Origin of the sequence: Mesorhizobium ciceri biovar biserrulae (genome assembly GCF_001618845.1) — a bacterium.
In the GTDB taxonomy this organism is placed as follows: Bacteria; Pseudomonadota; Alphaproteobacteria; order Rhizobiales; family Rhizobiaceae; genus Mesorhizobium; species Mesorhizobium ciceri.
This window is the reverse complement of sequence record NZ_CP015065.1, coordinates 449,956-467,739: the sequence shown is the minus strand read 5'-3', so window position 1 is coordinate 467,739 and position 17,784 is coordinate 449,956. Positions and strand designations below refer to the sequence as shown.

Below are 17,784 nucleotides of genomic sequence, written 5' to 3'. Positions count from 1 at the left end.
ATCCGGAGATTTTCCGCTATGCCCGAAATCTCGCGATCTGCTTGAGCATCGCGCAGTTTGTCCGTGATGACATCGCCGTGGCTCACAATGATGCGCTCAAGGTCCGGTTCATCAGACCATCTGCGGAAAGCCGCGCCCAGCGCCTACCGCCGCCAGGCCAGCGGGCAGTTCTCATGGGGAAGCACTGAATGGGAACAGTGCAACGGCCGAAGTTTGACAGCGCGATTTTGTTCCACCGTCCGTGATCAGCTTCGCGCCATTTTGGAAAACCGTACAGCACTCTGGTCTGTTCGACTTCATGTGGTATGGCTCGCTATGTCTTGGACCTTTCCGACACCGCAGTGCTGACCGAGATTCTGGCAGAGTTCGCCCGTTCTGGTGCTGGCTCCCGTCTCGATCTGATATGCAAGGCTGCGATGCCAAGGGCAACGAATCCAGCAGTTCAGGGTAGGGTTACGGGTCCTGAGAACCGCGACGTGATGCTTCACCGGCCAACCTGCCATTGAAAAACCCGCCACTGAGGGAGCAGTAACGGGCCTCCGGTGTATGCTCGGCCAGGGAAACCGAGCGCAATCCAAACTTCATTTTCGGAGCCATTTTGCAGTGGGTCCGCCCCTGCTGGCGGGCAGAGGCGGACCCGGCCAAGGCTTGGGACCTAGGCCCGGCAGCGGGGGACGCTGCCGCCGTTTCCAACCTGCATCGACATATCAGGTTCCACTAATGCACAAAAAGCCCGCCACCTTTGAGCAGCGGGCGTTCCAAAGCTGCAATTCTCTTGATTAATCGATAATCCCGGAGAGCCCGGATGAGTTGGGCGAAGCCGTGAAGGCACGGGTCACGCCGGCGATGGATCCGCAGCAGAGATCGCCGAACGAAACGACTGCGGGAAACGCGGTCGCTGATTTGCTCAGGCCTGCCGGTAGATGTGGCCTTCGTCGACGGTGGTCAAACGGCGCGTATCTCGACTGCGGCCGGACGGCGACCTCGCCGAACCGCTCGGCAACACGATCGAGGCCCCGCGGCATGCGGGAGCGCCGTGCTCGGTGACGACAAGCTCGGCTGCAATGCCGCAAGTTGCCACCGAAGTCGCCGACGATGCATTTCGAAGCCGTGCACGGGCGACGTGGATAGACGTGTCGTCGGCAATCAAAGTCCCGTCAGCCTCCCGCCACAGAGGTGCTCCGGCGATGGCCGGGAACCTGTGCAACCACAGCCACCCGGTATGTAGGAACGGAACGAGGCAGTCTGCGGCTGGCTCCATCGCCGCCCATTTGTTAGGCGCAACGATGTTGCAGACCGTGACGAGGGAGACGAAGTCCGGTGCTACAAGGCGAACCAGTCGATCGAAGGTCGCGAAATCATCAGCCAGAAGATGGCGAGCACTGCCGCGAAGGCAGGAAAGCCAAAGGCGAACCAGAGCCGAAACAAGGTGTCATAGCGCTGTGGTGGAGGTTGCTTCTCTGCCGCGGCCTGCATAGCGAGATTGCGCATCTCGATCTGCATCCACACGACTGGAAGCCAGAACAGGCCGGTGATGAGGTAGAGCAGGATCGAAAGCACAATCCACCCCTCGGTCAGCGGATAGCCGGAATGCCAGGCGAGGAATGCACCGGTGACAGGTTGGGCGACGACGGCGGTTGCAGTGAAAATGAAATCGGCGATCACGACCATGCGTGCGACCGCCGCGATGGTCGCGGAATTTCCGGTCCGGTGAGCGAGCAGCATGAAGAAGGCGATGCCGGCGCCGGTGCCCAGCAGCACGGCCGCGCCGACGACATGCAGGAACTTGAGCATGAAGTAGGTCATCAGCGTTCCTCCAGGACCGCCAGCGCGACAAAATGCAGAACCAGGATCGGCAGGATCTTCAGGAATGGGCCGAGCGGCTCGTTCCACAGTTCTGGTCGCAGCATGGTCCCCGCGATCGCATAGAAAAGAGCCACCGCGATCGCCCCGAACAGCCCCAGCCGACTGGTCGGTCGCCAGGCGATCAACGCGCCGACCGCCATGTCGGCCAGCGCTCCGGCGATGACCGCCGGTTCCGCCAGCGGACCGATGGCCGTGCCGACCAGCAAGTCGACCCCGCGGCGCCAGCCGGTGGTCAGGGAAATGATGCCGGTCATGATCCAGAAGAAGGGCAGGACAGTAAAGATCGCCGGCTTGACGAAATAGAGACGGGCGAACCATCGCTCCTGCACCGTCGCGGGATTGAGCTTTAGCGCCGCTTCGAGGCTGGATGGTTGGATCCCTGTCGCTGTGATCCACGCCTGCGGGTCGCCGACAGCGCCCCGCACGATTTCCTTGGCCGCATTGCTGCGCATCGGCGGGCGCCAGCCGAGCAGAGCCGCCGCATCGCCGACCCGGTACAGGCCGGCCGCGACGCTACCGGGCAGAGTGAACTCTCCAGCCGGTCTCGACCCGAGCCAGCGGCGGTAGAGGCCGACCACCTTTCTCATCGGCAGCGCTTCAGGTCCGGCAAGGTCAAGCGCAAGGTGCGATGCGCTATCGGGCCGGAGAAAATGCAGGACAGTGGCGATCACGTCATCCAACTGTACGACCTGAAGCCGACCCGTGCTGGGCATCACCGGCAACAGTGGCAATGCGGCCAGTCCGCGAAACAGCGCACTGGCGCCGAACGCCGGCCGGCCCAGCACGACCGACGGGCGCAGGATGACCCAGTCCAAATCGCGCGCCATCAACGCCTGGTCGCCAGCCAGCTTGGTGGCCGAGAAGGCGGACGGCTGCAGCCGATCGACCCCGATTGCCGAGAAGTGAATGACTTTTCTCACGCCCGCCTGCTCACAGGCGGCAAAGAGTGCCGATGCGCCATCCGCATGCACACCGCCAGTGCTTTCTTGCGCGCTGTCCTGCAGCACGCCGGCGCAGTTGACGACCGCGTCGATGCCTATCAGATGCGGGCTCCAGTCCTGCGTCTGCAGCGCCTTTGCCATGTCGAGCAAGACAGGCGGCAAGCCTCTGAAGGGCGCGGCGCCGGCACGATGCAGCACGCGAACGATTTCATATCCATCGGCGGCCAGGCGCGCACAAAGAGAAGCTCCGATCAGACCCGACGCGCCGGTGACGAGGACCCTCACCTGGCACCTGAAAACTGCAGTGACAGTCGCGCCTCATCCTGTCTGCACGCGGAGCCGGACGAAACAGCGGTGTCGCTGCGATCGGGCCGCACGATCGAGCGATTCCGCGCGCCTCGCCGAGGGCAGATGGAAGCGAGCGTCGCGGCGCTGCTGGCGCGTCCGGCCAGAGCTCCGACAGTTTCGAGCAACGATATCGAGCGGAAGCTCGGGTTGATTGTTCCTTTGGTTTCTACCATGGGCGCTGATCCCAAGCTGCCACGGATGTTCCTGCAACCATTCATGGGCAAGGCGAATTGTTCGCGCAGGAATGATCGCCTCGGACGGTTCGGTGCAACGACCGTATCCACTATTTGCTCATGCACGCAGCGCCAGCCAACCTGATCGACGGTGTCGATGGACTCGATCTCCCTCCCGCCCAACGCGTTCAGCTAGATCTAGGCGGCATCTTGCAGCGCCCTTTCATTTACGTTGGTTTCTCCAAGCTGCGTCAACGCCTCGTCCGTTGCCTTCTCTTCGTCGAGCGTCTGCTGCAGCAGCGGAACCGCGTCATTCAAGCCGAGCAGCCTTGCCCAGGTTACCAATGTCCCATAACGGGCGATCTCATAATGCTCGACGGCCTGGGCAGCGGCAACAAGCCCGGCGTCGAGGGCCGGCGCCGCCTGGAACTCCTCCAGTATCTCCCCGCCCTCCTCAATGATGCCGTCGATCGCGGGACAGGTCTTGCCCTGCGCGCGCTTGCCGAAAATCTCGAACACCTGCTGCAGCCGCTCAACCTGACCCTCAGTCTCGTCGCGGTGCTTCTCGAACGCGGCGGTCAACTCTTGCGATTCGGCACCCCTGGCCATTTTCTTGAGGGCACTTAAGATCTTGCGCTCCGCGTAGTATATGTCCTTCAAGGCTTCGTAAAATAGATCTTCCAGGCCCTTTGTGCTGCTCTGGGCGCTTTTCTTCGTCGCCATCTCCATGTCCCACTTCGAGTTCAATGCTTCGCGGCATATGCAGCTCTAACAACCAAGGCCATCGGTTGTTCCTCGCCCTCAAAGACATGGTGGGAACACGAGCAAGGACCGTGATCTCGCTCCGTTCTGGTCGGCACAACCGGCGCCATGTCGCCTCTGCGCCTGGCTAGCCTCGCGGCCGCTTGTCAAGCCGCCTGCCGCGCCTTAACCGGCGTTCTCGCCTATCGAAGTCGATTGCTGGTCACGCTTTCGCCGATCAATGTTGATAAGACGGCGGTCGGGGGCCGCGGCGCCGGAACGACCTCTTCAGCGTTTTGTGGGCAAGCTGCTGTGAGACCAGATCGCGCGCTTTTCGGCACATATTGCAAGCCACAATGGTCGCTCGGCTGCCTCTGCCGGTCTAAACGGGACCCGGCCCGCGGCATGCCCGGATGGTTGAAGCGGATTGTTGAAAAGGTGTGTCGGGGTGAACTAGATCATCCGCCGCCATCGGTTGCGACGATCGAGTTGCTCCTACCGGCCGCCCGACCGCCGTTTCGCTTCTTCATCGATCCTGCGACCTGAGAATCTTGAGTGCCTCGTCCTTGGTGAGGCCGCACTTTCGGGCAAAGTAGTTCGCTTCGATGGCCCTTTCGCGATCCGTCCGAGACGCGGTGTTCTGCTTGGCCTTCTTGCCCATCGATGCTATCGCCTCGATTATATCGCCTGCTGGTGATCAAGCGCCTACGCCGTGGGAGGGCTCACGCGGGGATCGGGTCACCAATCTTGCAGCTCCGCTGCCTGGCTCGAACTGTGGTTTGACGCGATTGTTCTGCGATTGCAAAACTTCGCAAGAGATGCCTGGCGCCGGACTTTGCTGTGGCCATTCGGGATCTGTCATCCCATCGCTGTGACCTGCAGACGAATGCAGAGCCTCAGCAGTTTTTCGCCGCTTTCATCGTGGGTTAGTCCCGACAACATGTTCGTTCCAGTACCCGGAGGAAAAAACGTGCGCGACCAGTCTTTTTCCCATCTGGAGGCGCTCATTGATGTGCGTCCCGACACGAATTTCACCCCTAGCGCGCCATGGCCTCGCGGATCGGCCACTGCGTCACTCGATGCAATATGGAACAATCCTCGCGGGCGGATGTTGGGCAACCCAACCCCCTGGAGGATTGCCAATGTTCATGCACAACAAGCGCCTGCAATACACCGTCCGCGTTTCGGAGCCTAATCCCCGCCTGGCCTGCATGATCATGGAACAATTCGGTGGCGCCGATGGCGAGCTTGCCGCGGCGATGCGCTATTTCACGCAAGGCCTCGGCGAGGATGATCTTGGCCGTCGCGACATGTTGCTCGACATAGCCACTGAAGAACTCAGCCACCTTGAGGTGGTGGGATCGATCGTCACCATGCTGAACAAGGGGCTCAAGGCACAACTTGCCGAAGGCCAGATGAAAGAAGCGGACCTTTATGTGATGATCGGCGCCAGCGGTACGACAGCCAAGGAATCCATCCTGTTTGGCGGTGCTCCCGCGCTGTGCGACTCAGCCGGCGTTCCCTGGACCGCGGCCTATGTCGACTCACGCGGTGAACCTACCGTGGATTTGCGGTCGAACATCGCCGCTGAAGCGCGCGCCAAGATCGTTTACGAACGCCTCATCAACATCACCGATGATCCGGGCATCAAGGACGCGCTCGGCTTCCTGATGACACGCGAGATCGCTCATCAAAAGTCGTTTGAGAAAGCACTCTACGCCATCGAAAACAATTTCCCGTCAGGCAAGCTCCCGGGCATCGAGAGGTACGCCAGCATGTACGTCAACACCTCTCAAGGTGACGGCGATACCAATGGTCCATGGAATTCCGGCGAAGAGTGGGATCGGATCGATGACCTTGAAGAGGTGATGCCCGTCGACGGCGGAGACGGCTTGGCAACCGTCAAAATGGGCGCCAGAGACATGAAGGTGGTGGCCAAGATGGCCGACCGTACTCTTTCTGATCCGGCGTCCGATCCGATCACGGGCGCTGATCTAGGTGCCGGTCCGGGAGCTGGCCGAACCAAGAACGCGGATTTTGGCGGCGCGGCAAGCATTCAGGAGGCCCCGGCCGTGGCCGAGGCTGCTGTCAAACGCGCACGTAAGCGTTAGTTTGAACTGACCTCATTGCGGGCAACTATGTTCGGGGCAGGAAGCTAACGACGAAAGCAGGGCATCCGACTGGCAGCAGCGGACTGGCCGGAGTGCTCGCTATTTGCTGAGTGGGTGAAGCACATATGGCCACCGCCGCACCACGATCAGAGTCGGAACATGCGGGGCATTCGGAGAAGGTCCGTGCCTACGGTTGCGAGAACCGGTGCATTGTCGCAATCGGAGCCTCGGCGGGGGGCCTCGACGCGCTGAAGAGACTTGTCCGGGATATTTCGCCGGACATTCCGGCGGCCCTCCTCATCGTACAGCACGTCGGCCTCACGAGTTACCTCGGCGACATTCTTGGTCGCGCTGCCAGCATGCCCGTAGCGAATGCCGCCAGCGGCACGAAGGTTAAAAACGGGCACATCTTCGTTGCACCGCCAGGAGCTCACCTGCTTTTACATGATGATCACATTCTGCTGCGGCGCGGGCCGCGGGAGAATTTGGCGCGCCCTGCCATCGATCCCCTTTTTCGATCAGCGGCCTGCAGCTTTGGCGGCAGCGTGATTGGTGTCGTGCTCACGGGCAGCCTCTCCGACGGGACCGCCGGCTTGCGCGCCATCAAGATTTGCGGAGGGGTCAGCGTGGTCCAAGATCCCGACGACGCTGAAGTACCCGATATGCCGCTGAGCGCCTTGCAGAATGTGGAAGTCGGCCATTGCGTCGCCCTGTCCGAAATGGCTGGCCTGTTGCGCAGGCTTGCGTCCGAACTCGCAGGGCCGACACCAGAAATCCCGCCTGTCATCCGCCTTGAGGCTGCGATTGCTGCTCAGGAGCACAGCACAATGGAACAGACAGAACGCCAGCTTGGCACCCCCTCAACATTTGTCTGCCCCGAATGTCACGGACCGCTTTGGGAGATCGAAGACGGGCCGATTACCCGTTACCGTTGTCACACCGGACATGCATTCGGAGCGGACGTTTTGATGCAGGCCCAGGCGGACGATGCGGAACAGGCCCTTTGGAGCCTTCTAAGAGCGCACCAGCAGCGGGCCGAGTTGGCGAAACGGACGGCGAAACGAGAAGCCGCTCGGGAAAGACATAGCTTGGCCAGCCAAATGGCTACGCGGGCCGCGGAACACGAAGCCGACGCGAAGCTTATTGAAGAAATTATCCATCGTCGAAGGCCGTGACAAAACATACGCCCCGACAACCATGAACTTATTTCGGTCCGGGGCTCACGGTTACCGGTTGGCGGCGTCACTTGCCGCGCTCGCCGCTCCGTCTGAAGTAAGTCCTCACCTCTAAACAGCTACGGCATGTCTTCGCTGTTTCGGCCATGCATGTTGGAGCCGTGCATGAAGGACTGGATTTCGTCCAGATCGATCTTGCCATCACCATTCTCGTCGATGTTGCTGAAGATCCTGCCGACCCCGCCTTCAACCTCGTTCTGGGACAATGAACCGTCGCCATCCGTGTCCAACAGTCCAAACACCAGTCGCATGCCGGCACCGCGCATCATTTGGTGACCACGGTGTCGATCCATTCTGTGTCCTCTGCCCCAGTCGCCACGATTTAGCCAATGGTCGCCATGACGGCTAGCTTCATCGGGGCGGTCAGCATCCTTGATGCGGCCGTCCTGGTTCATGTAGCGATCTTCCTCATCGCGGAAACCTTCCTCAGAACCGCGATCCTGCTTCATTCTCTCCCGGACCGCTTGCTCAACCATCTGGCGGATCATTTCGCGTGTTGGTCCGTCCGCTTGTCGGTTGATATCCGGCAACTGCCCGCCGACCGGCTGTTCGGTGGCCGGAGGGGGTGCGGGTGTCGAGGGGGCCGGTGTTCCGCTTGTCTGGGCCAACGCGGGGAAGGTCAGAGCTATGAAAGCGGCCGCGGCCGTCGTGACGTGTGAATGTCTCATGGCGTGCTCCATCTATCGCGCCTGCTTGCTTGGAAGGCCAAACTGGAGCTCGATCTGTTTGTTCCCTGAGGGGACTAGGTTCCGGCGAAGGCAAGCTGCTCGTGAGCCCTTGGGCCAAGCCTCGAATGCCTGTGATTAATGAAGCGGCTAGTTCGGCTTCCGCAATGCGTCAAACGATTGCCCCGGCGATCGCCGCGATTGGGCGGTCAAGGGAATTCAGCACCGGGGCCCCAAAGCAGATGATCCCGTCCGCAACCTGCTGGTCGTCGCAGCTGAAGCCATTCGTGCGGATATCGCGCATTTCAGCAATGAGGTCGTCAATAGTTTGCACGCTTTCTGTGTTCGAGGCTCGGGAAGACCATCGGCATAGAGCCGCCGTACTTCGAAATCGCTCATCTGGCTGAGAAAGGCTTTGCCGGTGGCCGTAAAGGCTGCGGGCAAACGCATTCCTGGACGGAACTGGATCAGCGAATGGCTAACGCTCGAATTGCGTGCGGCGAGATAGAAGACCTCTCTCCCTTCGAGCACCGAAAGGATAATTGTTGCCCCCGGGCAACTCCGTCTCGCCAACTCCGTCGCCACGTCGGATTGCTGGGCAAAGGCGTTCGACCATCGCATGACGGGGGGCCTAACTGGAAGGTCTGGTCGCCGCGGCGTATCAAGAGCTCCAAGTGTACGAGCGTCGAACATAGCGCATGCGCAGAAGAACGCGCGATTCCAAGCTCGCGAGCCAGATCCGATAGCGTTGGGGAAGTTCGTGATCTCGCGACGATGTCCAAGATACGCACCCCACGGTTCAGGGCAGGGGGAAGGGCCGCTTTCGCGCCTCGTTTTGATTGATCTCGGTGTCAGCCATGGCCCCTCCCAAGCGCGTCACGCCTAAACCTTGAGGTGACAGGGCCGCAGATAGCGAGCCATCGGGCAAAAATCGAAAGGCCGGAAGGGTTGCCGTACGGTTTTACAAGGCAACGACGCTAGGTCGTTCGAACAAAAACCGCGCTGTCGAGATTGGGTCATTGCACTGTTCCCATTCGGTGCTTTCCCCATGAGAACTGCCCACTGGCCTGACGGCTGGCGGGCTTTTTTGTATCAGCGGAACCTTATTACTCATGCTCAGTTCTTGGCGGCAGCGCCCCGCACGCTGCTGGCCAAGGAAAGGCAACCCTTGGCCGGGCCCGCATCGGTCCTCACCCAAGCGGTGCGGGCCCACTGTCGATGCTGCCGAGCCCGTCTTCACACCCTTGGGCGTATCTTTCGAACAGTTCCACCTTTTCTGGATAAGGAAGGCGGTGTAAACGCTGGCAACCTTCGCACCGATAGTGGGCGGCAACGATAAACCAACGCCCTGGCTTGGTGAACTCGTTTCCACATCCGGGGCATTTGAGTGTCATCTCAACCGAAGATAGTTTCTGGGAGAGCGGCATCAGGTCGCGTAACTCAAACTGCCGACGCCAGAATCAGCGTTATCCCCACCACCGTCGACCTTGTCGGACGTGTGAAGACCTTGAAGCGAGAGGACAAGCTAGGCCACGCGACTTTGCGGGCGATCCGTGAGGCGAAATCGTGAGGTTAAATGAAGTAAGCCCGCCGCTGAGCACACAACAACAGCGACGGGCCTTGCTCGCCTACGCTTGGTGGGGATTGATAACCAAGCTGAACTTAACTTGGATTTCAGAAACAGGTTCCAGCGCTACCAAAAGATTTGATCGCAGGTGGCCCGGCACCGGGTCTCGAAATCGGTGGCGGGGCCTTGCTCGGCTGTTTCAAGGAGATTTCCGTACCAATCGCGTCCCGAACTTCCATTTCAGAGACATGTTCCCTGGTCGTGGGACAGACACTTCAGCCTTTACAGGACGGCTTGATTTGGGGGGCCTTGGGCGTCGCTAGTGCTTGAAGCGAAGCTTCTGCAAAGTCCGACCGTAGATGGTAGCGAACAGCAGAGGCGTCCCTGACTTCCATGCGGACGCAAGCAAGCTCGTCAAGCAAGACACGCCCGCTGGCGCATAAGGTTGGCACGGATCGCACGCGAAAGCTCGATGTCGCTGAGGCGTTGGGAATGGGAAAAGTCAGCCCGATGTAGCACGTTCGTTTATTGATCACCTAATTGCCCACTGCTGCGGGCGTAGGCGGAGATCGATGAGGTCCCCGCAGATCTGACAATGCCCGCTATGCGGATAGCGACGGCATCAAGTCCGCCCTGGCAATCTCGTCAGGACGTGTGCCGCCGCTTCGGCCGTGTGGGCAGTGCACCCGAGAAGGTCGCCACCGCCTAACCTTGCCGGGTATTGGCGACGCCGGCCTATTGGCGACGCAATCCCAAACTCCCCACGATCCGTCGCTCAATATGACAGTTGAATCTGTGCTGGTGATTTTCCATGCAACCTCGAGGGGAGAGATGGTTCTGCTTGGAATGGGAAGCGTGGTGGGCTGGGTGGCGTAAGGCCAAGGTATAGTATGCCAACGACGTTGACCTCCCTGAAGGATGTCGATCTGAAGCGCCGGATTGCGAGATGATCTCTAATGGCAACCGGTTGTGCTCCCCAATGATCTAAGTCAGGTCTGGAGACGAGCGGATGTCTCCAAGCAGCCTCACGTAGTCTGCCTCCGGCTGACCGTAGGTGCCATTTGCAGATGCCAGAAGGCCGCTGCGGTCCCGGATACGCACTTCGCCACGTCGGGAATAGATGAACCCGCGTCCTTCCAGCACCTGAAGCCCAACGGTAACTCCCGGACGCCTCGAGCCCAGCATGATGGCTAGAAACTCATGGGTGATCACAACGCGTCCACCGTGGACCCGATCATCACACATTAGAAGCCATCGCGCCAAACGCTCTTCAAGGTTTGCGCGCGCGTTGATCAGCGCCGTATAGCTGGTCTGGATGTGGAGATACTGGACATAGCGCAAGAGTAAGAGGCGCAGCGTCGGGCTGTTCGCGAGTGCCGCCTTGAATGGCTCAGCTCCGATCCTGAAAGCGTTGCCGGGCAGCTGGACAAAACATTCATGCGCGGCATAGTCAGCCCCCATCACGAGCGCCGCACCAGTCATTCCCTCAAAACCGATAAGCGCAACCTCGGCTTCCCTCCCCAAGGTCCTCGCAACCACAGAACCGATGCCGTCCTCCAGGAAGTACACCGTAGTGATCTCCGAAGCGGCTTGCTCCAGATTCATTCTCAAATTGAGGGCACATGGCTCAAGGTGTGGCTGCAGAAGCGCTAGGTCATCGGGGTTGAGCCGACACAGCAATCCGTTTTTATAGGAATTGTTTTTTGGATTGGTCATGGCTCAATCCCGCCTGGGGCAAGAGCTTTCCAATCTCCTTGCCGTCCGCGCCCGTAAAAACGTGCAGACGATCTTGTGACGCTACGCCTCTTGGCGCGACAATCATAGGAGAATGCGAATCGATGCACGGCGAGCCCCCGCCACCGTGATTACAAAAGACTTGGAAGAAATGTCAGAGTTGGAAACGTACCGAGCTCGGGTTTGTACTAAACCGACATTCTGACGCCCCGGCCTGCCCGTCTTCATTTTGCCTGACCAGCGGAAGCGGCAACGGCCTAGTCTTGGCTTCTGACAGCAACGATGCGAGGCATGGCCGAGCCTCGCTTCGACTCCCGTGCCCGTCTCGCCATCTTGTACCTTCGTCGCGACCTGACTGCTTCCTCCGCCTGCTCGCGCGACATCTCCCCCGCGCGGCCAAACGGCTTCTTTTCTGGCATTCGATTGTCGTTGGCACGTTGGGTCACTGCCATGTCCGTCTCCGTTCGGAGCCGAACTTCGATTTGCCGGAACTATTCCATGCAGCACCCGCTGGTGCTGAGCGTGTTTTGAGCTGAGGTGAGGCGTTGTGAGGTCAAATTCCGTCGCGCTGCATTTCTAGCCTTGCATTAGAAACGCCATCCAGAATCCGGTGATAAAGCACGTCGAGCAAGTGGAGGTATTCAATCAATCTTGCCGGGCCGACCGGCCTTGGATTCCTCCAAGTCCAACTGGGCGCGATTGGCATGAACCAATGCTGCGATCAAATTTTCGTCGGCTGACTTTTTGCCGGTGTAGAGGCGCACAAGCTCGCGCGCCTGGACCTTCCAATTGGAGTCCGGGCTATCCCGGATGGCTGACGTAAGAGCCCGGGAGAGTATGTCGAAATCCAACAACGAAATACTCGGTCGGCTTCCTTTCACGATCAAATCCATCCTGTTGATCTGCGGCGTTCGCGACACTCGAAAGGACAATGACCAGCATCGGCATCACCCAAAATAGGTCCATTCCTTCACGTGCTCAAGTTTCGGAAGCTCTCGCTGACCGATCATAGGACGCAGCGGCGCAGCGTAAATACCGCAGGGCAGCACCACTGCAATAACAAAGGTTAAGCGGTAGGCATAAAGCCGACTAGCTGCGGTTTTCTTGTCCAGCTTGCCTCTTCGGCAGCCCTGCCGATGACCGAACGCGTCAAAGATAAGCGGAACCTAATCTCCCGGCGTAGCTTGTCTCGATATGAGCGATCATGCCGAGAAACTAGTACCTCGCCCTCCACCAAGGTGGCAGAACCCGAAAGGAATTCTGATCTCGGCCGCTGTCGCTGTGCTTGCGTTCTGTGCTCTTCGCGGCTGGTGGAACTTTAGATGAGCACACGCGGCATCAACTTTCTGCACAAGTGGATTGCTAACGACATCCCAGAGACGGCGCCTCCCGACGCGGTCTCAATCGGTGAACTCACCCACAAGCTCCTGGCCGACGCCAAAGCGGTCGGCATCAAGAGAATAGAGCTGGATGAGGATGTGGATAGCCTTTACCGTATTTTCGTCGAAGCCATCGCTCACTTCGACGCCGGAATTCCAGAGTAGGTCCGCGGAGCTACGGTCCCGTTCAAAAAGCGGATGCATCCGCTGGTGGGATTTTTATCAGATGGCGATGCCGTTCGAACAACACCAGCTTGTCTGGGTAGCCGAGACGAATCCTGGCATTGCAGGCCTCGCAACGAAACATGGATATTACCTTGAACCATGATCCTCGCCTTACAATAGGATGGCAGCATTTGGGGCAGTCGAAAACGAGCTCCGCATCTCCCAACTCGTCAGGTATGGGCATTGAAAGTCCTTTGTGGGGAGTTTGATCCATCCGGCAAACTGCGGTCAGGGTAAGCCCCGTGACGGTTGTAGAAGATTGGGTAGTCATAGGTCCATCCCACGCTACAATCCCTTTCAAGGCTAGGGTTCGCCCCCCGTGCGAACCGACGACCGCGGGGAGGGACGTAGCTGTGGCTGCCCACGCAACATCGATCTCCCGAGACAGTTCCTTACCGGAAGCCAAGCTCGGACCAATGCGTTTTGGCGGCGGGACTTAGGTCCGGCCCGTGAACTCCGCCACGTTTGTATCTGGCTTGGTCTTCAGCGAGCTACCCATCCGGTAATGCTGCCCGCAGGTGTCGACGGGGTGGCGGGCTAGTCAGTCTTTTCATGAGCAGCTCGGAACTGCCCCTCCGCGAAGCACCTCCGCGCCTCTTGAGCCGTCGCCTCACCAGCCATAGCGGCCATGCAGGCGCGGACAGCTTGGTTCCACTTAAGGCCACGCTTCGTCCATTTCACCAGATATTCGGAAGCGGCCTCCACGCTGTTGACGTTGTAGGTCATGCCGGGTCGCTCCCCGATGACGGGAACCGGAGGGGTGAACCAGTGGGTTGCCATCATACGACCCTCCCTCGCGACAATCGACGCTTGAGGTCTTCGGCATTCAGTATGCCTACCAGATCTTCGGCGTATTCCTGATCCAAATATTCCGCCGGTGCCCCCCATGCATCGGCTGGCTGTCCGGTAAACACGTCGAATACCGTCCAGCTCTCGTCCGAGTCTTGCCTTAAGCCGTATCGCAGTTGCACCACGAGGCTAATTTAGGAGATCGGAATGTCTGATGCAAATGTCCGAGCGAGGGGATCGTGTGACTGGGGGGCACGTCAGCCAGGAGCTGCCAGCCCTGCTTGTGAATTGAGAAGGTTTGCGAGGCCCGTGATGATCTGGGGCATAACGAACGGCTTGGTTATCATGAGGCTGTTTGGCACTCCAAGTGACGGCCAGTCCTCCGCACCATCGCCACTCATGTAAATGACTGGCAAACTGGGGTTGACGGTCCGCATGTGACGGGCGACGTCCCAGCCGGTGGGGCCTTCTCCGATCCTTATATCGGTCAGGAGGGCTGCGACACCATCCGGGTTACGATCAAAGGCCGCGATGGCATTGTCCCCTTTATAGCGGCAATCACCTCGAACCCGGCTTCACGCAGCGAGTGTTCGATATCCAGGAGGATAAGGCTCTCATCCTCCACGACCAGGACGGCACCTGAGTTCATTCGACGCCAGCTTCGCTCGTTGGTATCCGGGCATGCAACGGTGGCCGGCTGCGAATGTTCCTCGACGCCCCTAACATTGCTACTCGGGCAGCAGCATTTCCTCCTCCTCAGCCGCATCCTCGAAGAGTACACGGAAGTCGTTGGTCGGCATCTTGCCATCCATCGCCGTCAGGCAGGCCTCCGCCGCCAGTCGCCATTTGGGGCCACGGTTGGACCACTTCAGTAGTTCCTCGGCGGCAGTGTCGATACGGCTGATCCCAAGGCGGAATCCCGGTCTGTCGGTCTTGACGTAGACAGGCGGGTTGAACCAACGAAGGGGCATCAGGATTCGCGCACGTCGAACGCAACGAAAAGCTCCCGTTTCGTGGCACAATCGACGATCATCGCGACCAACTGGCAGTCCGTCTCATGGAGATAAAGGCCGCGCTCGCGCACTGCTGTAATGGTTGCTTTCACGGAAATGATGGCGCCCGGTTGAGGGCCCAAAAGGACTTCTCGAACCAGCTCCTTGGCCGTCGTCTGCGCAGGCCGGACAGGTGTTTGAATGTCCATCCCATCCTCCCAGAGAGACAGAACCTCAATCGTCTATTCTGTGGCGCACTTTCTGAAAAAGACAAGTACCAGAAGCGTACAAAGCGGGTAGTAACGGGCGCGACCTTCTTGGGTCTGTGCGCTGTCATCAGACCATCCATGGGCGCTCATGGTCATCCAAACACAGCGCGGAAGGTCGGCCACCCCGAAGGAAGAATGTGCCTGTTCGGACATACATCGTCCGGAAGATGGTGGGATTACGGTCGCAGGAGCGCGCCGCCAAACTGCGCCCATAAGCGTTCGCACTCTCTCGCCCTTAGGCTCGGCGTCGCCGGTTCGCCGTAGAAGACCATGGCTCGGCGAACGTCGTATCCAGCACCGATGCGTTCGCCACGAATTGAATGGCCATTCCCAAGGTGAGGGGAGCGATTTTGGCACCCGCTTTGGTCGTGAGGTCAACCACACCGAACACTTCCGCACTGGCACGCCTGCCAGCCAAAACGGCCCTCGAGATGGCACTCTTCACGGCGAGGAGCATTTCGGTCAGTCGTCCGCTGAAACGGCTCTACAAACTCTCAAAAGCAAGGTTTGTTCCCGGTCACGCGGCATCTCCCCAAGTGCCGGTGTTCGGCTGCAAAAACCAAACTGGATCACGCGGCCTTTCTCATACCTGTGTAGTTGATATCAATCTGCTCGACCGGAAGGTCAGGCCGCCTAGCCCAGTTCCTCTCAGCGTCAAGCAGTTCATTCGGCCCAGTCAAGCCGTTCATGAACAGCCTGAGCACGTGCGCAGCTATGCGCTCTCCTCTCTCCGAAGCGAGAGGTACGCCGCACTCGTTGCAGACCGTGTGACAAACGTGGGCCAGCATCTCAACATCGCTCGGCTCCAAAAATCGGCCCGGATACAACAGACCATTTCCTTGTTAGACGATTGCGATGGATGTCCCTTACGCAAGGTCAGCGGCAGCCACAATCAACTATGATAGTGACGTCTCGACGCTGGCAAGAAAGCAGGTCGGTCGCGCTGGCTGGCCACGGGTCGTCTGCTCTGGGCAGCGCGGCGGAACATTAGCGCCCGCTGTAAGTTGGGCGCCAACCCCAACAGGTTCTTCATGGCGCAGGTTCCTTCCTCGAACATTTTGATACGCAAGCTCCAGACCATCTCGGAACTCGCAGAACCAGATATTGCAATTTTGGGAAATGCCCGGATTGAGGAGAAGCAATATCAGGCCAACGCAGACATTCTGCGCGATGGCGACCAGCCGACGCTTTCGTTTGTTGTTCTTGACGGCATGATAGGCTCGACCAAAATGACAGGCGACGGCAAACGCCAAATCACCTCCTTTTTTGTTCCCGGCGACATTCCCGACCTTCATGGACTGCGTCTGTCGGTCATGGATTGCACCTTTACGGCTCTAATGCCCTCTCGGGTGGGCTTCATGCGGCACGACGCTCTTCGCTCTATTTGCGACCAGCACCCTTCGATAACCACAGTGTTTTGGCGCTCGACGCTTGTCGATGCGGCGATCTATCGAGAGTGGGTCACCAACGTCGGAAGACGCGACGCCTATACTCGCATGGCTCATATTTTGTGCGAACTTATTGTCCGCCTCCGCGCAGTCGGCCGCATAGAAGATCATGTGGCCCGCCTTCCGATAACGCAGGCTGCGCTTGGTGATGCGCTCGGCCTTTCCACCGTACACGTGAACCGAGTTCTTCAGGATCTTAGACGCGACGGCCTGATATCCACCGTGGGCTCGCATTTTCATGCAACCGACTGGTCAGGGCTCGTTCGCGCCGGGGATTTTGATGGGATGTATCTGCACCAAAGGGCCGCTGACGTGTTGCGCCAATAGAGGTGTTCCATGGCGATATTTCTTTGACAGCAGTGTCCGCGACGAGCTCATAAAAGACGATGAGGGGATCGAATGTGATGGGATCGAGGAAGCATGCCGAGAGGGCATGGACGGGCTCAGAGATTTGGCGCTTGAATTCTTCAAGGACCCCGATGGCCAGCAATTGGCGATCTATGTCAGGGACGAGGCTGGTGAAAGGCTGCTGAGCTTGAGCATCACCCTTCAGGGAAGCTGAGTGGCTTTGAGCTTACTCGGGTTCGCTGTGTAGCCGCGCAGGGGCTCCAGCGTGCGAACCCGCCGTACGCATCGGCGGGGCCTTACGACAGACCGCCGGGACCGTTGTGCCGCAACCAATGAGCCGGTCGGTTTGCGAACGTCAATAGCGCCGAGGAAGGCTAATCGGCGGGTCGCGCGGGACTCATGGTGGTGCGCGGTCTCAGCGCCCAGAAGACCTCGATCACGAGTAGACGCGCGTCTTGCATGGGCCTGGCCTGCGCGAGGCTGTTCTTTGGGCAAGAAAGTGTTAAGACCGGAACATCCGTGCGCGCCCAGGGTTGGATCACTGCGGTCTACGTCCGGCATGCTTGGAGCGCTATAATCGAACTTAGAGCGCTATAATCGAACTAGCCGAACGTAATCGGCTTCTGGCTTGCCGTAGGTGCCGTTTGCGCAGGCCGCAAGTCCGCTGCGGTCCCTGATGTGCACTTCGCCACGTCGAGAATAGATGAAACCACGTCCTTCCAGCACTTGCAGCCCAACGGTAACGCCTGGGCGTCTTGCTCCAAGCATGACGGCAAGAAACTCATGGGTGATCGCAAGGCGCTCGCCGTGGACCCGATCGTCACACATTAGAAGCCAGCGCGCCAACCGCTCTTCAAGGTTTGATTTTGCGTTGATCAGGGCCGTATAGCTGGTCTGGATGTGGAAGTAGTGGACATAGCGCAACAGGATACGCCCTCTGGCGCGCGATTGAC

General features: G+C 59.2%; 18 protein-coding genes and 1 pseudogene. 6 read left to right on the top strand and 13 right to left on the bottom strand.

Going from position 1 to position 17,784, the window contains the following annotated elements; translation table 11 throughout:
* Positions 1-1,323: 1,323 nt before the first annotated feature.
* Together A4R29_RS32090 and A4R29_RS32085 are read right to left on the bottom strand one after the other, a co-directional pair.
* Complete coding sequence (locus tag A4R29_RS32090; RefSeq protein WP_063170818.1) at positions 1,324-1,806, bottom strand: DUF2269 family protein; 483 nt, start codon at positions 1,804-1,806, stop codon at positions 1,324-1,326.
* Positions 1,806-3,092, bottom strand: a complete 1,287-nt coding sequence (locus A4R29_RS32085; protein WP_063174034.1) for an SDR family oxidoreductase — start codon at positions 3,090-3,092, stop codon at positions 1,806-1,808. The genes A4R29_RS32090 and A4R29_RS32085 overlap by 1 nt, the downstream gene beginning before the upstream one ends.
* A gap of 126 nt (positions 3,093-3,218) precedes the next feature.
* Between A4R29_RS32085 and A4R29_RS34400 the strand changes: the two genes are divergently transcribed.
* Positions 3,219-3,473, top strand: coding sequence for a hypothetical protein (locus A4R29_RS34400; RefSeq protein WP_145923811.1), 255 nt, complete (start codon positions 3,219-3,221; stop codon positions 3,471-3,473).
* A 53-nt stretch (positions 3,474-3,526) separates the two neighbouring features.
* On the opposite strand, the gene A4R29_RS32080 is transcribed toward A4R29_RS34400, so the two are convergent.
* Both A4R29_RS32080 and A4R29_RS35425 read right to left on the bottom strand, forming a co-directional pair.
* The gene (locus A4R29_RS32080; protein WP_063174096.1) at positions 3,527-4,051 is read right to left on the bottom strand and encodes a YciE/YciF ferroxidase family protein; all 525 of its coding nucleotides are present in this window, start codon (positions 4,049-4,051) and stop codon (positions 3,527-3,529) included.
* 544 nt (positions 4,052-4,595) lie between these two features.
* The gene (locus tag A4R29_RS35425; protein WP_013525051.1) at positions 4,596-4,730 is read right to left on the bottom strand and encodes a hypothetical protein; all 135 of its coding nucleotides are present in this window, start codon (positions 4,728-4,730) and stop codon (positions 4,596-4,598) included.
* A 481-nt stretch (positions 4,731-5,211) separates the two neighbouring features.
* Here A4R29_RS35425 and A4R29_RS32075 point away from each other — a divergent pair, with 481 nt between their 5' ends.
* Together A4R29_RS32075 and A4R29_RS32070 are read left to right on the top strand one after the other, a co-directional pair.
* On the top strand, positions 5,212-6,180 hold the full coding sequence (locus A4R29_RS32075) for a manganese catalase family protein (RefSeq protein WP_063174033.1): 969 nt from the start codon (positions 5,212-5,214) through the stop codon (positions 6,178-6,180).
* A gap of 125 nt (positions 6,181-6,305) precedes the next feature.
* A complete protein-coding gene (locus A4R29_RS32070) occupies positions 6,306-7,355 on the top strand; it encodes a chemotaxis protein CheB (protein ID WP_063174032.1) in 1,050 nt (349 codons plus the stop codon).
* 119 nt (positions 7,356-7,474) lie between these two features.
* Here the strand turns inward: A4R29_RS32070 and A4R29_RS32065 are convergent, their stop codons facing one another.
* The 5 genes from A4R29_RS32065 to A4R29_RS32050 form a co-directional block, all read right to left on the bottom strand.
* A complete protein-coding gene (locus A4R29_RS32065; RefSeq protein ID WP_032809502.1) occupies positions 7,475-8,083 on the bottom strand; it encodes an EF-hand domain-containing protein in 609 nt (202 codons plus the stop codon).
* Between the two features lie 169 nt (positions 8,084-8,252).
* The gene (locus A4R29_RS35715) at positions 8,253-8,414 is read right to left on the bottom strand and encodes an IclR family transcriptional regulator domain-containing protein (RefSeq protein WP_082827634.1); all 162 of its coding nucleotides are present in this window, start codon (positions 8,412-8,414) and stop codon (positions 8,253-8,255) included.
* A gap of 133 nt (positions 8,415-8,547) precedes the next feature.
* Positions 8,548-8,871 carry a helix-turn-helix domain-containing protein gene (locus A4R29_RS35675; protein WP_084652747.1) on the bottom strand — a complete coding sequence of 108 codons (324 nt, stop codon included), beginning with the start codon at positions 8,869-8,871 and terminating at the stop codon, positions 8,548-8,550.
* Between the two features lie 1,760 nt (positions 8,872-10,631).
* Positions 10,632-11,363, bottom strand: a complete 732-nt coding sequence (locus A4R29_RS32060) for a Crp/Fnr family transcriptional regulator (RefSeq protein ID WP_013525055.1) — start codon at positions 11,361-11,363, stop codon at positions 10,632-10,634.
* A 659-nt stretch (positions 11,364-12,022) separates the two neighbouring features.
* Positions 12,023-12,274: a hypothetical protein gene (locus A4R29_RS32050; RefSeq protein WP_063174031.1), complete on the bottom strand. Its 252-nt coding sequence runs from the start codon at positions 12,272-12,274 to the stop codon at positions 12,023-12,025.
* 429 nt (positions 12,275-12,703) lie between these two features.
* On the opposite strand from A4R29_RS32050, the gene A4R29_RS32045 reads away from it, so the two are divergent.
* Positions 12,704-12,925, top strand: coding sequence for a DUF768 domain-containing protein (locus A4R29_RS32045; protein WP_013525056.1), 222 nt, complete (start codon positions 12,704-12,706; stop codon positions 12,923-12,925).
* A 597-nt stretch (positions 12,926-13,522) separates the two neighbouring features.
* Here the strand turns inward: A4R29_RS32045 and A4R29_RS32040 are convergent.
* The 3 genes from A4R29_RS32040 to A4R29_RS32020 all read right to left on the bottom strand — a co-directional run bounded on the left by A4R29_RS32040 (position 13,523) and on the right by A4R29_RS32020 (position 14,975).
* Positions 13,523-13,711, bottom strand: a complete 189-nt coding sequence (locus tag A4R29_RS32040; RefSeq protein ID WP_244507000.1) for a DUF982 domain-containing protein — start codon at positions 13,709-13,711, stop codon at positions 13,523-13,525.
* Positions 13,712-14,502: 791 nt separating this feature from the next.
* On the bottom strand, positions 14,503-14,745 hold the full coding sequence (locus tag A4R29_RS32025; protein ID WP_063174029.1) for a DUF982 domain-containing protein: 243 nt from the start codon (positions 14,743-14,745) through the stop codon (positions 14,503-14,505).
* Complete coding sequence (locus tag A4R29_RS32020) at positions 14,745-14,975, bottom strand: hypothetical protein (protein ID WP_063174028.1); 231 nt, start codon at positions 14,973-14,975, stop codon at positions 14,745-14,747. Before A4R29_RS32020 ends, A4R29_RS32025 begins: the two co-directional genes overlap by 1 nt.
* Before the next feature lie 1,091 nt (positions 14,976-16,066).
* On the opposite strand from A4R29_RS32020, the gene A4R29_RS32005 reads away from it, so the two are divergent.
* A complete protein-coding gene (locus A4R29_RS32005; RefSeq protein WP_063174095.1) occupies positions 16,067-16,810 on the top strand; it encodes a Crp/Fnr family transcriptional regulator in 744 nt (247 codons plus the stop codon).
* On the top strand, positions 16,722-17,045 hold the full coding sequence (locus A4R29_RS35670; protein ID WP_395316774.1) for a DUF6894 family protein: 324 nt from the start codon (positions 16,722-16,724) through the stop codon (positions 17,043-17,045). The genes A4R29_RS32005 and A4R29_RS35670 overlap by 89 nt, the downstream gene beginning before the upstream one ends.
* A 377-nt stretch (positions 17,046-17,422) precedes the next feature.
* Here the strand turns inward: A4R29_RS35670 and A4R29_RS31995 are convergent.
* Positions 17,423-17,758, bottom strand: a pseudogene (locus A4R29_RS31995) (Crp/Fnr family transcriptional regulator); the annotation flags it as partial.
* Positions 17,759-17,784: the final 26 nt, after the last annotated feature.